Origin of the sequence: Emticicia sp. TH156, from assembly GCF_002855535.1 — a bacterium.
Classification (GTDB): Bacteria; Bacteroidota; Bacteroidia; order Cytophagales; family Spirosomataceae; genus Emticicia; species Emticicia fluvialis.
This window is the reverse complement of the sequence record NZ_PKRS01000005.1, coordinates 296,195-310,517: the sequence shown is the minus strand read 5'-3', so window position 1 is coordinate 310,517 and position 14,323 is coordinate 296,195. Positions and strand designations below refer to the sequence as shown.

Here is a 14,323-nt window from a genome sequence, read left to right as displayed (position 1 = left end):
ATGCGGGGCATTGTGGTAGCTGCTTTAATGATGAAGTGGTATTTTGACAAAAAACCCGGGCAAACTGCCTGCTGACAGCCTGCCCGGGTTTAGGTGGCCATTAATTACCTAAATTAAGAAACAGGAGCGCGCATTGATAAAGGATTGGCTTATTTGTATTTTAAGGTTGAGTTTTACCAGCTATATATTGAATGTGACTGGTATCTTTCTGTATGTTAAAGCTGTAGATTACCAGAATTATACTTCGTAAATGGCTTGGATTATTTGCACTTAGACTTAATTGAGTATCAGATACTTATTTGTTTTTGAGCAATTAGTATTTACCTTGATAAATTGAATAAATAGTCAATAAAGATTAAATTTTACAGAAAACGAAAATTAATGAAGCAAATTCAAACTTCGAAAAGCTTGCCTTACATTATTTTCAAAATCTCTAAAAGATTCAAGTTGCCTGAGTTTCTCAATATCTATACTTTGTCCTAAAGGCGAGTAGAGGTCAGAGATAGTAAGCTCCCCTCTACGTCTTCTAGTTAAATCCACTCTGGCAATTCTAATTGCATTTTCAATCACTTCTTTTGGTCTTGCTATTTGTTCTGGATTCCTATTTATTTCAAGTTCTTCATCTGATTTAGTTGTTCCTATTACACGTTTTAAAAGTTCTTTATCAGCTAGCATCCAGGCTTCGGTTTCCTGAATTGGAACAATAGCCGCCATTACTAGGCAATAGTCATCAGGATTTAATGTACTAAGTGATTCTTGTGCAACATTTATTTTATTTTGGTAAGCATTTGATGAGGTCTGGGCATCAGCGTCAGTGTGAACACAAATAATTTGGATACCAAAATCGGCTACTCCTTTTTTTGAGGCTTCAATGACCTGTTCAACAAAACTTAGTTCACTTCTATTTATACTAATAGAAGAAACATAAATATCAATTTGACCAGAACATTCAAATGCTATGCTTTGCAAAGCTTTTTGAACAATGCCTTCCAAAAAAGAGATGTCGGTAGATCCTTCAGTAAATAAACCAGTGAAAACTTGAGGCATAAATTGACTAATACGTATTTGGTGCAGTTTCTAAATATTTTGTAACATTCGATAATGTCAATTTTTTATCCTGCTCAGAAAGATTAAGTTGAAACGGTATCGAATTTTCTTTTTTCACAGGCAGTATACTTGTAACGCTTAGGGCTATTCGTTTATGGTTTATTTCATCAACTCTATTTACCATCTCTGCATACCATATACTGACATTTTTGTCATCTTGCCATTTGTAAATCTGGTCCACTAAAACCGGTGAATGTGTGTTTACGATAACCTGGCGCAAGGGGGCATCTTTATCTGAAAAATCTAAACTCAAGTCTTTTAAAAGTTTTGCCATAGAACCAATTCTAAGTGGATGTACGCCATTTTCAGGTTCTTCAAAACAAAGCAAACTGGTGTGTTTATTATCATACTCTAGAATACATAAAGCTAATATCCTTAGCGTGCCTTCTGATAGTACTCTTGATGTGTAATTCTTTTTATCCTTATCTTTGATATTGATAACATATTGCTTATTTTCGGTATCGTCAACTACATCAACTTCAATAAAACTAGGTAAAAAAGTTTGTAGTTTTCTTGAAATTTCCATTATTGAATATTCATCATCTTGTTTTATTCTGTACAAAACCGCAGCAAGATTTTTACCACTTTGGGTTAAAATATCTTCTCCGCTATTTTTAGAAGTAGGCTGTCGTAAATCTTCCGGATTTAATTCTAAAAATTTCCAGTTCCGCATTTCTTCTTTAACTGCTAATACATGTGGAAAATCAACAGCATCAAAACTACTTAAAACCGTTCTTGATGCATTATTCAAAGGAAATCTTCTTTTATTGCCAGCTGTTCCGTCTTGATGAACTTGTACCGTTGAAATTCCATTTTCAGTTATTGTTTGAATATAAGGAAGAGCCCTTTTGCCAGTTTCAACCTTTGGCCGCCAGTTTTCAAGAAATGGTCTCGGAATCAACTTAATCCATTTGTCTTGTTGATGTTTTAAGTTTTCTAATTTTTCTTCAGCAACTACCAAATCCTCAATACCTGATGAATTAGTATAACGTTTTATTTTAAGTTCATACCTCAATCGGGTATATTTTATATTTCCTACATTTCCCCATGCATCTTTTATTTTATTGCTGACTAGCATTTCAACCGTAAAAGACATGGTATCTGCATAATCATTTTCTGAGTATTGAGTGAATAGTTCTGAAAATTCTCCCCGCTGCTCTTTAAAAGCCTTTTTTAGATTATCGGCTTCGGCCAATCGACTTAATAATTTTAAAGCATCAAATAAGTTACTTTTACCTGATGCGTTAGCTCCAGCAATAACTGTGAAAGGAGTAAACTCCATTTCAAAGTTATTGAATGATTTGAACCCATCAATTTTAATGTATGTAAGCATTCGCTTGGATTAAGTGAGTTTTGCTATCTTTAATATTTTCAACAAAAAACGTAGTTTTAAAAATTAAAACTAAACAAATGTATTTAATATAAATCAAAATGAAGGTTTACCAACTAATAATTATTCAATTTGATGAAAGGAACATTTATCAAAACTGATACAACCTTACCTAAATATCACCTTCCTGGCCTCCAGTTCTTTATATTTTTCAATATACATTTTATCCAACTGTTCAGAGTCTTTGTATTTTATGCGCAGGGCAGCCAGTTTTTTATGAAGCTGTGCCCTGATTTCCGCGTAAGCCGGGTCATTGTACACATTCCTTAGTTCGTTTTTGTCTTTTCGGCGGTCGTACAGCTCCCATTCGTCAATGTCATGGTAAAAATGCACCAGTTTAAATGCTTCGGTTACAATGGCGTAGTGGCGTTTTACCATGTGGATGCTCGGGTACTCGTAGTAATGATAATAGGCTGCATCGCGGAATTTCCTGCCCTGCCCTTTGAAGATGGGCAGCATGCTTTCGCCCTGCATATCGGCCGGAGGTTTAATGCCTGCCGCCTCCAGAAATGTCTGAGCGAAGTCGAGATTCTGCACCATTTGCGCGTTTTTACTGCCTGCTTTAATAACGGCAGGCCATTTGATGAGCAACGGAGTCTTGAACGATTCGTCATAAACAAAGCGTTTGTCGAACCAACCATGTTCGCCCAGATAAAAGCCCTGGTCTGACGTATAAACTACAATGGTGTTTTCGTCCAGGCCGTTGGCTTTCAGAAAATCCAGCACCTTACCTACGCCTTCGTCTACCGAGGCAATGCTACCGAGGTAGTCTTGCATATAGCGTTGGTAGCGCCATTTTAGTTGGTCTTTTTCGGTCATGGTTGGGTAACGGCTTACAAAATCATCATTGATTTTGTCATAAGTCTCGTTCCATGATTTCAGCTGAGCGGCATCCATCCTTGCCAGATTCGACTTATAAAGCGCCTTGTCGGTCCAGTGGTTTTCTTTTAGCCCCAGTTTATCCATGTTTTCGGGCTTTATCTTCGAGTCTCCGCCCCAGGTCATGTGGTGCATCAGGGTCATTTCCTGCTCTTTGGCAGCGCGGCCGCGTCCCTCATAATTATCAAAAAGCGTGGCAGGCTCCGGGAAAGTCTTCTTCGTAAACTGGCGGTAATGCCGCTCGGCAGGCAGCCACTCGCGGTGGGGGGCTTTGTGCAGATACGCCAGAAAAAACGGCTTGTCATCGTCGCGCTCGTTTTTCAGCCAGTTCAGGGTCATGTCGGTAATAATGTCGGTCACATAGCCTTTCACCTGTGTTTTGCCCTCTTTTTTGGTAATAAAATCGGGGTTATAATAATGCCCCTGGTCTGGCAGAATCTTAAATTCATCAAAGCCTTTCGGGTTATTGCCAAAGTGCAGCTTGCCAAACATGGCTGTCTGATACCCATTGGCCTGCAGAATCTGCGGGAAGGTTACATTGGTGGTATCAAACGGAAAATAGTTGTCTATTTTGCCGTTGATGTGGCTGTGCTTACCCGTAAGAATAACCGCCCGCGACGGCGCACAGATAGAATTAGTTACACAGGCATTGCTGAAAAGCATACCTTCTCTGGCAATGCGGTCTATGTTGGGTGTGCTGGTGAGGCGCGTATCATAAGCCGAAATGGCCTGATAGGCGTGGTCGTCAGACATAATAAAAACAATATTGGGCCGCTTGTTTTTCTTGGGCGGGTGCGTTTTGAAAGCTACCAGCAGGGCTGCCCCGACGGTAAACAATAAGATAGGGAAAAGAAGTTTTTTCATGGGTGTTTAATGATTGAACCCCACCCTGGGCCTCCACAACTGAAGGGAGGGAAGTTATCTTCAAAGTCGGGGTTGTTTTTATTTTATTTCTTAACCTGCGCCCAACGAATGGCGTTTTCGATGAGTTTCAGGAAGTGCTCGTTTTTCCAGGAGGCATCGCTGTGGCCCATAGAGGTATAAAAGGTTTTACCCTGGCCGGTTTGTTTGCTCCAGGCGACGGGGTGGTCTTTGCCCATGCCAAAGTTTTTATCGGTTACAAACAGAATATTGCCGCTGGGGTTAATGCTTTGGCCATTGATGCTCAGCTCAACCTGAAAACCTTTGCTGCGAGGATTACCAAAGAACACATACCATTCGTCAGAGTGGGGCCAGCTTGGGGGGATACCCGCCGTCAGCAGGCTATCAGCCTGCGCATCAAGCAGCACGGCAGTTTCCTGAAACTGCGGATTGATAGGATGGTGCGAAAATTTAAAACCCAGCAGGTTCTGCTCGTACCAGTCCCAGCGATGCGAGTCGTCGCCCGCGCCATGAATCCCAATCAGCGTGCCGCCGTTTTCAACGTATTTTTCAAGGGCGCGTTTCTGGTCGTCGTTGATAACCTCACCGGTTGAGTTATTGAAAATGACCGCACTAAATTTGGTCAGCTGTGCTTCATTAAACACGCCGCCCTCTTCAGTTACATACAAAAACCAGTTGTTTTTAGCCGCCAGACCTGCCATAACGGGTTTTGATGCCTCGATGGATTCGCCGTGACGGAAGCCGGTCGTTTTAGAGAACAAAAGAATGGCAGGTTTGCCGGTCGGGAAGTTGATGGCAGGGGCTTCGGTCTCATACGAAACCGGAAAGCCATATTTTACCTTGTAGATAAAAACGCCCAGCAATCCGCCAAGCACCACCACAATACCCAGCACCGACCATAGAACGATTTTAAAAATCTTTTTCATGTGAAGGGTTGAATGATTGTGTGAAGATAACACTTTGTGGCAAATTTTGAAAAAGTCTAAAATAAAGACATTGAATTAAGGAAAAGGGTAGGAATGGGTAGGAGGCATGGGATGGTAAGCAGAGGTATTGCAATCGGTAGGGGCTGTGGGGTAAATTTATTATTTGCTTGTAGGGGTTCAAAATTTTGAACCCCTACAAGTTTACTGTAACTCGTCCTAAAAAGCATTATAATTTGGTGAGTAATAATTTTGTAAGCCTGATGTAATTATAAATTATCTGAGTATTACAAACCTGATTTGTTGATAAAATTTAATAGGGCGTCTTCTAAATCGCTATAATTCAACCAAAACTCATCATTAATAGACTCCATCATTTTCGACTGATCTGTTGTCCACTCCTGAATCACCTTATTTCGTTCATTAATATCTCGTGAAGGTTTTCCGCCTGGGAAAAGCATATTCATTCGCTGTACTAATCCAGCAATATCATTGAATCCAAGATAAATCAAATCTTCGATTATGTCTTCAATATGTTCGGCACCATAGTTTGTGTATTGGTCGAAAATACCATCTACAGTAATCGGTTCCAAATTGAACCAAATTCGCTCTTCCCTTGATAACGATTCATAATTCTTAAAACCTTTATCCACTAAATTCTCCCATGTACTTTGTAGTTCTTCTCTTGTTTTCATGATTACGTTCCGTTTTATTATGCCATCAAAGTACGAAGCACAGCAGCTTAAAAAAAACGCAGTAAAAATACTAAAATTAACCCGTAGTGCATTTTGAATCGGAGAATATAAGCTGCCAATAAATATTCTAAAGGGTTTGATTGAAACATTCAGTTCAACATCTTCAAGTTTTTTGATGCAGAAATGAATCTGCACTTGCTTTGGATTGCTTTTAGATTGATTCTGCGTTTTTTGAAAGATTGGGTATCCCGTAGGGATGATATATCGATAGAAAATATGGCTGATACACGTATAAAGTCCCATCGGGACGATATATTAAGTACTCAACAATGAATATATTATCCCTGACGGGATACACAGCTATAAGCCAAAACTACGTCTACTGATATACAATCCCTATGGGATTCCGTTTGAATAGAAGGTTAACTGATTAAATTCAACCATCTTTGATTAGTGCTAATTTGAGGTCTATTCTTCTTAAATACACTATGAGTTACTATTAAACTCTAATGAACAACAAATGTACAAATGATATACTGATTTCCCCAATTCTCAGTACTCCCACTCCCTCAACCATGCAAGCCCCGCCAACGCCGCGAATAAGAAACACAATGAGCAGAGGCTAAGTGCCAATATTCAGCCGGTGCGTTGGTTATTCACTGTAAGCATTTTCATGCCCGGCAAAGCCAATCGTACCGCAATCGGGTGGTTCATATCTCTATACCTTATTAAGCATTCGTTACCTGGGGTTTACCATTCAATAAGTAATATTTGCTACCGCTTGATAATAAAAATTATAAACTTTAAATTTGTACCCGAAATCTCAGACAGGTTTCTACCTGTCGGGATTCAATTAATTGGCTGCTTCTACTGCCCTAGTGCCCTAGTGCAAATGATGCTTTGTCCGAACAACACAACTGCCTGCAGCAAAACATGACAAATACTTTTTAATAATACTCACCCCCCATTTTAAAACGAAAACCTGAGATGAAAAACCCCGGGACCGTTTAATTGATGTACCTCTGGACTTATTAAAACATAAAAAATGGGCTGAGCCTTATTGAATTATAGCTTTTTTACATATTTTCTAAATTTACCAAACTGATAAAAATGAAAACTACAAACGCCCTGAAATTTGTAAGCCTGAGTGCCTGTTTGCTGCTGGCAACAGGTTTATACAACTGCAAACCTAAAGAATCGGAACCCGAAATACCGAAATTTGAAGAAGAATACAAAAACGTTAAACTACCCGAAATAACCATCGTTAAGCCCGCCGAGGTAGTTTTGGTACCAGGTAAGGTAGAAGAACCAAAGGCTGTAACCTCATTATCTGCCGAACTCACTACCGGCACCGTTACTCCGGCTCTTACAGCCGCAGCAACCGACATGGAGAAAATTGTTTCGGCTGATAAAGCTGCTGAAATTAACGCCGCCTTTACTGACGACGTTATCAATAAACTGGCCAAAGGCGAGCCAATACCTGCCAGTTTAAAGGCTTCTATAGATGCTATTGCGGCTAATCCGGCATTTGCAGCCTATTTGCCTTCATTAACCCTACCCACCGTAAACGGAAAACCAGTAACCGGAATAGTGAAAGAGCTACCATTTAAAAATAATCAGCCGCTGTTTACCATTCCTGATTACGCCATTGCAGCCATCAACAGCCCATGCACAGACTCGGCTCAGGCAGCTTTTAACCGTGCTAAAACCAATTTAGACAACGCCAGACTTCAACAGCGTGCCAATGTAACCAACAGTTACAATCAGAACGTAGCTTCAATAAGTAATACCGAATGTTTGTCCTCAATACAGACTGTTCTTAATAGTACCCTTGCCACGTCTTTAAACGTGTTTAATAGCCGATTGGTTTTCATCAACTCAATTAGAAATCCATCATCGCGCATAAAAAGCCCTGCCAACACCCTGGCGAACCCGGTAACGCAATTGATTAAAACATTATTTATAGTAAACTTTACTACCCAGATAAACACTATAAATACGCTATCGGTTGTGTCAAATACTGCCTGTGATACCGAAAAAGCAGAAAAATTAAAGGCTGCCGAAACGGCAAGAGATACCAACTTTGCAACCATAGAAAATAACTATAATGCAGCCCTGGCAACGTTACAAGCTACGCTAACCAAAAGTTTCCAGACCTGCCACGACCAGGGCCAGGGTTGATTGACAGACATTCTGAATAAACGTTTCTATTATACTGCCTGATTAAGGTTCTGTACTGAATAGTTTTTAACACAAACCCCAATATTCAATTGCGGTTACTATAAATACATTACAAAAAACGGACAGGCCATCAACCGGCAGCCTGTCCGTTCTTTCGTTTAATTGCATTCACCTAAATACCAACCACATTTTTGCAGCTCCATCAACTAACCAGGTTACAACTGTAAAAAAAGCGGCTCCCACGACAATCCACCTCCTCACCGAATTGCAAAATACCAGGCCCAGCCCATAAGCAATAGCTGAAACGGCACCCTGAACCACAAATAAGCCAGCCCTTTGCCGTTGGTGGCTCCGGTTTCGTAATTCAGGTGGTTAGCAGCGGCATAAATATTAGCAGGCAGAATAAGTATAAAAAACAGAACGAGCAGATACCCCGTTAATACCCACAGCCCCGGCACAAACAGGCCAACGGCTGCCAGTATCTCTAAAACACCTGTTAAATAAACCATAAAAGCCCTGAAAGGCACAAAGGCAGGCAGCATGGCTGTCATGCCCCGGGTAAAAATAAAATGCCCTGTGGCAGTAAAAACAAGCATGACGGCAAGGGCTATTCTACCCGCCAGCGTTACATCAAAAGTAGACCTGCCGAGACGTGTAACAAGCAAAGAAACGGCAAACGTGCCTAGTAAAACAAATAGTGGCTTCATGTTTTTTTTTGGCAAAATTAGCGGCTTTCAGGTGGCGTATCAATGAACATTTGTTAATAAATCGCGCCTGATGCGGCTCAATGACTGCGGCCTGATGCCAATGTAAGAAGCCAGATACTTAAGCGGAATAGCCTGAATGAGCTGCGGTTGTTCGGCCACCATATCCAGATACCGCTTCGTGGCGGTATCTTCCAGCAGCGACAACTCTCTTTTCATTTTTTTCAGATAGATACCCTCTGCAATCAGGCGGCCTATCCTTTCGCCAATATCGGTGCAGCGGTACACCTCCTGCAGGTGTTCATGGCTGATTACCCACAGGGTGCAGTCGGCCACGGCCTCCATATTATAGGTGGCAGGCTGGCGCGACAGAAAAGAATCATAGGCGCTCACAAAGGTACCCTCAAAGGCAAAAGCAAAGGTAAAGTCGTAGTCGGGCCGGGGGATATTAAAACGCACAATTCCCTTTTCAATAAAAGATAAATACTGTTCTGTTTTACCACTCTGTAAAATAACCGACTTCTTTTTATAGTGTTTCTTCACCAGTTTAGAGGCAAACACCTGCCAGTCGTCATCCGTAATACCCACCAGCGCCTTAAAATAGTTATAGATACCTTCCATGTTATAAACAGTTAAAATACTATGCCCGCCAGATTATCCAGTCAGTTGCTGTGTCAGCCGTTCTCTGAACGGCAGTGTAAATCACCATCGGCAAGCTTTATTTGTTTCAGAAACCCGCCTGAGGGCGCCTCCGGCTCAGCAGCAGCGCCCAACAGTAAAGATACAGGTTGCTTACAGCAAATTGCGGTGTGACATCAGATACGCCAGCGCTTCGGTTACGGCCTGCTCAGGACTTTTGGGATTAAAGCCCAGTTCGTTTCTCGACTTCGATATATCAAAATCCTGTTGCAGACCAGAAAACATCGCAATGTCTTTCCGTGTCAGTACAGGCGGTTTACCACTCAGTCTGGCCGACAGCTCCATCAGTCCGGCAATGGCAAACAACCCTATTTTCGGAACCGCCCCCGGAATCTTGATTTTCAGTTCCGGATACAGCCTTTGCGCCAGCCGGGTGGTATCGGTAATGGTCATGCTTTTTTCGTTGGCCAGTATGTATCGTTCGCCGGGTTTGCCATGTAGCGCAGCCAGCAGGCAGCCTTCGGCTACATCTTTTACATCTACCCAGTTCAGGGTAATGCCTGTGTCTACCGGTATCTGCCGATTCAGTATCAGCCTCAGTATGCCGTAAGACACATTCAGGGGCAGAAAAGCCTCGCTGCCAATCATGGCGCCGGGCATAACGGCCACCAGCGGCACACCCAGGTTTTTGGCCAGTTCAAAAGCCAGTTTTTCACCATCATTCTTTGAGTTATAATACATATCGCGCCGGTCCGGGTTGTAGCCGTTGCTCTCCCGGGTAGGCAGCCGGCTGTAATCCAGCGCGGCTATCGAGCTCACATATACTATCTTTTTTACCCCGGCCACGGCGGCGGCCTCAATGGTGTTGCGGGTACCCGCCATGTTTACGTCATAAATTTCTTTTTTAGGGTCTTTGGCCCATAGTTTAAAGGCGGCACCCACGGCATAGAAGGTATCTACCCCCTGCAAGGCGGCTATGAATGATGCCTTGTCGGTAATATCGGCCTGCACTACCTCGCAGTCCAGCCCCTTAAAGCTCTCGCGGTTGTTTATGTTGCGCACCGTAGCCCGCACCGCATATCCTTCTTTTAATAGTAACCTTACCAGATTATTGCCCAGATGCCCGTTAGCCCCAGACACCAGCACCAGATTTTTATTTTTCATGAATATTGATTTTAAATGATGGGGCAAAATTATGCCCGGCCCGGGTAAAACCACTTCACAAATGTTACCTAATGATCTGCTTCCGGATACGGCTGAGGCTTTTGGGGTTCATACCCAGAAAAGAGGCAATGTACTGCACCGGCACATGGCGGATAACCTCCGGCTGCCCGGCCATCAGCTTCAGATACCGCTGCTCGGCGCTAAGGGTGGCCAGGTCTCTGGCGCGGTTTTCGTTATAGGCCAGCGACTGCTGAAACACCTGAATGCTGAAATCCCGGAAAGCACGGCTCTGGTCAATGAGGTGGTCCAGCCCTTTTTTGGTTATGCGCAGCAGCTCGCAGGCTGTTATGCATTCCAGGGTATCGCTGGCAATGGTCTGATTAATAAAATGGGCATAAGAAGTAATAAATCCGGGCGGACAGTTGATGTGCGTAGTTACGTCGTCGCCCTTATCATTATAATGATACAAACGCACAAAGCCCGACACCACAAAATACAGATGCCCCGGTATTTTGCCCTGCTCTTCCAGAACGGTATTTCTGGCATACGGCACGGGCTCAAAGTATTGCAGGCACAATTGCCTGTCGGTGTCTGTAAGCCCCACCTGTGCCATAATTATGTCAATCAGTTGCTTGTGCATGGCACAAAAATAAACATTAGCCGCACATCTAAAGCTGATGCCTGTGTATTTTTAACGGGTGGGTGTGTCAACACCCCCTCTGTTTCAGATTTTAATTACCTTGCCCTGGGGTCAAAATTCTGAACCCTACCCCCTGCCCGGCTGATTATCCAGTCAGACGGCAGGTCGGCCGTTTTCTGAATGCAGTCTGTACCAGAATGCACTGAAAGCACTATCTTTGCAAGATTAAAAACTTTCAACATTGAAAATAGGACTCGTACGCCATTTTAAAGTCAGGCATAAACTCCCCGGTGGTTTTCTAATTGGGCATGGCGCCCTGGCTGAATGGTTTGAAGGCTATGACAAGGCCGACCTCATTATTAATCCGGTTGACATGGGCGGCATCGACTGGAAACTTTGCTATGCCAGTTCTATGAGCCGTGCCTCCAAAACCGCCAGCCATATTTATACTGGCGCTATTACGCTGCACGACGAACTACGAGAAATAAATGTAATTAACCTGCTGAATAAAAGGCTGCGTTTACCCATACTCATCTGGGCTTTACTTATTAAAAGAAAAACCCTTTCTGCCAACGTTATTACAGCCGAAGTAGAAAAAAAACTGGACGCTTTTCTTGATAACGTCGAACAAAACACCGAAAAAGAAATCTTAATAGTAAGCCACGGCTTCATTATGATGCTGCTGCAAAAAAAACTTACTTCCAGAGGCTTTACCGGACAGAAATTCAACAACCCTGCCAACGGCAAGGTTTATTTGTTTGAGAAAAATTAAACCCCTGCCGAAGCCAAACACTACACCCCAACCTCATGGCATAATCTTTTGATTATAATAATATTTGTGAGCCGCCACAAATACCTGTATTTTTAATACCGGCATCCAAACCACTGCATGATGGCAAACCATAGCCTTATGAAAGAAAGATTACCCATTACCCTGGCCATTGCTATTTTTATGCAAATGCTAGACTCCACCATTCTCAACACTGCCCTGCCGGCCATTGCACAAGACCTGCATCAGTCGGCCATTAATATGCATTATGCCATTGTCAGCTATGTACTGACGCTGGCCGTGCTGATGCCCGTGAGCGGTTTTCTGGCCGACAGGTTCGGTACCAGAAAAATATTTCTGCTGGCGCTGGTGGTTTTTAGTGTGGGGTCTTTGCTTTGTGCCTTGTCGCAAACGCTTACGCACCTTATTATTGCGCGTATTATTCAGGGGGCGGGTGGCAGTTTGCTTACGCCTGTGGGCAAGCTGGCGCTTATCAAGACCTTCAAGAGCAAAGAAATGGTGCAGGCCATGAACTTTGCCATTGTACCTGCGCTGATAGGCCCGGTAATGGGGCCGCTGGTAGGCGGGTATGTGTCGGTGTACCTTTCATGGCACTGGATATTCCTCATTAATATACCCATTGGTGTGCTGGGCATAGTGCTGGCGCTCAATTATATGCCCGACTACCGCTCCGAATCTCCGACGTTCGATTTACACGGCTTCCTCTATTTCTCGCTGGCTTCGCTCCTGCTCTCACTGTCGATAGAACTCCTGGGCGACATCCGGAATCTTACCCTGGTGCTTACTATCTTTATTGTAGGCATACTGCTGATGGTGCTATACTTTGCCTACGCCCGGCGGTCGGCCAATCCGCTCTTTCCGCTCAACCTGTTTATGGTACGCACATTCAGGGTAGGCATACTGGGTAACTTTGCCACGCGGCTGGGTATCAGCGCGGTTCCGCTGTTGCTTCCGCTCATGATACAAACCATCTACGGGCAGTCGGCCATTGTATCAGGCTGGATGCTGGCGCCTATGGCGCTCATGGCAATTTTTGCCAAGTCGCGCGTTATCAATATCCTGTCCCGGTTCGGCTACCGCAACACACTGGTAGTAAACACCACCATTATAGGCCTGTTGATAGGCGCCCTGGCTATACCGGGCATACATACCAATCTTTACTGGTTTGTACCCATTATTTTTTCTTTGGGGTTCTTCAACTCTATTCAGTTTACTTCTATGAACAGCATAGCCCTTGCCGACCTCCGCCAGCATCACACCAGCAGTGGCAACTCGCTATTGGCGGTTAATCAGCAACTGGCCATTGGTTTTGGTATTTCAACCGGATTAGTGGTACTGAAATATTTTCAGTTTGGCACCGCCCTTACCCACCACAACGCCCATAACGCTTTCCGCTACACGTTTGTAGTGATGGGCCTCATCAGCATACTGGCCAGCCTGGTTTTCAGACGCCTGCATCCGTCAGACGGCACCAACCTGCAGTAGCCCGGTAATAGACCAGATTTTAAAATCGGCCCAGCATACGCCTGGCGGTGGCATTAAACACGCGCACCAGGCCTGCCAGGGTTCGTTCTGCTTGGGTTCATACCAATACCACCATGTACTTAACCTGAAAACAGAAGCAATTTTGGGCAAAGCTACGCCAACAAAGCCTTCTGTGGGCGTTTATGAAAACGCCTCAGCGAGTCTCAGTCTGGTAAATCGCATATACACCGGCCATAAGAAAGCCGGGTTTCAGAAATGCTTATTTAAATAAGTTCTCACTTTCTTTTGAGCCGAAGAACTTCCTGACAGGTGAACTTCGTCTGAAAAGAATCCTTAAAATTGTTACAAACACCATGTAAGCAGCCAGGCCAATAAACAGGCGTTTAGAAACAGGAATGTTAAAATAGCCTACCATGTAAACCCCTGCCACCACAGGTGCAAGCAATAAAAAGAAGTACTGACGGCGTCGCATAGATTTTTGTGTTTTAAAAAGTCAAAATACCGGAGCAGTTTAAATCCGGCAAGCAGTTATAAAATAGTTATTTACTTTAAGATGCACATTTCATGCCATTGATACCTGTTGAAACATATAATTTTTTTTCATTGACGGCTAAAAATTTAATTCGCGCCAAATGTATCCGTCTGATAATTTTTTAGACCTGAATTGGGTGGCCTTCAGACAAAATCCTGATAGACAAACAGCCAAAAAATAGCGACAAAGCATTGGCCACTCCCTATCTATAAAGATACCGCCCAATAAATTATTGGACTGAAATAAGGAAAAATATAACGTTAGCAATCAACAAACGGGTATTATGGTTAGTTGTGTTATTTTTTGCGTTTT

Annotated in this window: 14 protein-coding genes; 3 read left to right on the top strand and 11 right to left on the bottom strand. The window is 43.2% G+C overall.

All coding sequences use genetic code 11. From position 1 onward, the window contains the following. Positions 1-378: 378 nt before the first annotated feature. From C0V77_RS11765 to C0V77_RS23170, 5 genes are all read right to left on the bottom strand, one after another. On the bottom strand, positions 379-1,047 hold the full coding sequence (locus C0V77_RS11765) for a DUF4276 family protein (RefSeq protein WP_101726552.1): 669 nt from the start codon (positions 1,045-1,047) through the stop codon (positions 379-381). A 7-nt stretch (positions 1,048-1,054) separates the two neighbouring features. Beyond that, positions 1,055-2,440 (bottom strand): AAA family ATPase, encoded by a 1,386-nt coding sequence (locus C0V77_RS11760; protein ID WP_101726551.1) that lies wholly within the window; start codon positions 2,438-2,440, stop codon positions 1,055-1,057. A gap of 165 nt (positions 2,441-2,605) precedes the next feature. Further along, positions 2,606-4,240: a sulfatase gene (locus tag C0V77_RS11755; protein WP_101726550.1), complete on the bottom strand. Its 1,635-nt coding sequence runs from the start codon at positions 4,238-4,240 to the stop codon at positions 2,606-2,608. An 83-nt stretch (positions 4,241-4,323) separates the two neighbouring features. After that, positions 4,324-5,184: a ThuA domain-containing protein gene (locus C0V77_RS11750; RefSeq protein ID WP_101726549.1), complete on the bottom strand. Its 861-nt coding sequence runs from the start codon at positions 5,182-5,184 to the stop codon at positions 4,324-4,326. 284 nt (positions 5,185-5,468) lie between these two features. Then, a complete protein-coding gene (locus C0V77_RS23170) occupies positions 5,469-5,876 on the bottom strand; it encodes a DUF4375 domain-containing protein (protein ID WP_158237950.1) in 408 nt (135 codons plus the stop codon). A gap of 1,110 nt (positions 5,877-6,986) precedes the next feature. Between C0V77_RS23170 and C0V77_RS11740 the strand changes: the two genes are divergently transcribed. Then, positions 6,987-8,057, top strand: a complete 1,071-nt coding sequence (locus tag C0V77_RS11740) for a hypothetical protein (protein ID WP_101726547.1) — start codon at positions 6,987-6,989, stop codon at positions 8,055-8,057. Between the two features lie 257 nt (positions 8,058-8,314). Here the strand turns inward: C0V77_RS11740 and C0V77_RS11735 are convergent, their stop codons facing one another. The 5 genes from C0V77_RS11735 to C0V77_RS23165 all read right to left on the bottom strand — a co-directional run bounded on the left by C0V77_RS11735 (position 8,315) and on the right by C0V77_RS23165 (position 11,446). After that, positions 8,315-8,764, bottom strand: a complete 450-nt coding sequence (locus tag C0V77_RS11735) for a hypothetical protein (RefSeq protein WP_101726546.1) — start codon at positions 8,762-8,764, stop codon at positions 8,315-8,317. Positions 8,765-8,803: 39 nt separating this feature from the next. Then, positions 8,804-9,382, bottom strand: coding sequence for a Crp/Fnr family transcriptional regulator (locus C0V77_RS11730; protein ID WP_101726545.1), 579 nt, complete (start codon positions 9,380-9,382; stop codon positions 8,804-8,806). Between the two features lie 171 nt (positions 9,383-9,553). Further along, positions 9,554-10,564, bottom strand: coding sequence for an NAD-dependent epimerase/dehydratase family protein (locus C0V77_RS11725; RefSeq protein WP_101726544.1), 1,011 nt, complete (start codon positions 10,562-10,564; stop codon positions 9,554-9,556). Between the two features lie 64 nt (positions 10,565-10,628). After that, entirely contained in the window at positions 10,629-11,204 is a 576-nt protein-coding gene (locus tag C0V77_RS11720) for a Crp/Fnr family transcriptional regulator (RefSeq protein ID WP_101726543.1), read from the bottom strand. Between the two features lie 95 nt (positions 11,205-11,299). Further along, the gene (locus C0V77_RS23165; protein WP_158237949.1) at positions 11,300-11,446 is read right to left on the bottom strand and encodes a hypothetical protein; all 147 of its coding nucleotides are present in this window, start codon (positions 11,444-11,446) and stop codon (positions 11,300-11,302) included. Between C0V77_RS23165 and C0V77_RS11715 the strand changes: the two genes are divergently transcribed. Next, positions 11,446-11,976, top strand: coding sequence for a histidine phosphatase family protein (locus C0V77_RS11715; RefSeq protein ID WP_101726542.1), 531 nt, complete (start codon positions 11,446-11,448; stop codon positions 11,974-11,976). The two genes, C0V77_RS23165 and C0V77_RS11715, sit on opposite strands and share 1 nt — an antisense overlap. Before the next feature lie 138 nt (positions 11,977-12,114). Continuing rightward, entirely contained in the window at positions 12,115-13,479 is a 1,365-nt protein-coding gene (locus C0V77_RS11710) for a DHA2 family efflux MFS transporter permease subunit (protein ID WP_229236270.1), read from the top strand. Positions 13,480-13,738: 259 nt separating this feature from the next. On the opposite strand, the gene C0V77_RS11700 is transcribed toward C0V77_RS11710, so the two are convergent. Then, on the bottom strand, positions 13,739-13,951 hold the full coding sequence (locus C0V77_RS11700; RefSeq protein WP_101726539.1) for a hypothetical protein: 213 nt from the start codon (positions 13,949-13,951) through the stop codon (positions 13,739-13,741). Positions 13,952-14,323 lie beyond the last annotated feature (372 nt).

Excerpts from the sequence above, each read along its gene's own strand:
- C0V77_RS11765 (WP_101726552.1), bottom strand. The coding sequence starts at position 1,047 with ATGCCTCAAGTTTTCACTGGTTTATTTACTGAAGGATCTACCGACATC.
- C0V77_RS11760 (WP_101726551.1), bottom strand. The coding sequence starts at position 2,440 with ATGCTTACATACATTAAAATTGATGGGTTCAAATCATTCAATAACTTT.
- C0V77_RS11755 (WP_101726550.1), bottom strand. The coding sequence starts at position 4,240 with ATGAAAAAACTTCTTTTCCCTATCTTATTGTTTACCGTCGGGGCAGCC.
- C0V77_RS11750 (WP_101726549.1), bottom strand. The coding sequence starts at position 5,184 with ATGAAAAAGATTTTTAAAATCGTTCTATGGTCGGTGCTGGGTATTGTG.
- C0V77_RS23170 (WP_158237950.1), bottom strand. The coding sequence starts at position 5,876 with ATGAAAACAAGAGAAGAACTACAAAGTACATGGGAGAATTTAGTGGAT.
- C0V77_RS11740 (WP_101726547.1), top strand. The coding sequence starts at position 6,987 with ATGAAAACTACAAACGCCCTGAAATTTGTAAGCCTGAGTGCCTGTTTG.
- C0V77_RS11735 (WP_101726546.1), bottom strand. The coding sequence starts at position 8,764 with ATGAAGCCACTATTTGTTTTACTAGGCACGTTTGCCGTTTCTTTGCTT.
- C0V77_RS11730 (WP_101726545.1), bottom strand. The coding sequence starts at position 9,382 with ATGGAAGGTATCTATAACTATTTTAAGGCGCTGGTGGGTATTACGGAT.
- C0V77_RS11725 (WP_101726544.1), bottom strand. The coding sequence starts at position 10,564 with ATGAAAAATAAAAATCTGGTGCTGGTGTCTGGGGCTAACGGGCATCTG.
- C0V77_RS11720 (WP_101726543.1), bottom strand. The coding sequence starts at position 11,204 with ATGCACAAGCAACTGATTGACATAATTATGGCACAGGTGGGGCTTACA.
- C0V77_RS23165 (WP_158237949.1), bottom strand. The coding sequence starts at position 11,446 with ATGTTGAAAGTTTTTAATCTTGCAAAGATAGTGCTTTCAGTGCATTCT.
- C0V77_RS11710 (WP_229236270.1), top strand. The coding sequence starts at position 12,115 with ATGAAAGAAAGATTACCCATTACCCTGGCCATTGCTATTTTTATGCAA.
- C0V77_RS11700 (WP_101726539.1), bottom strand. The coding sequence starts at position 13,951 with ATGCGACGCCGTCAGTACTTCTTTTTATTGCTTGCACCTGTGGTGGCA.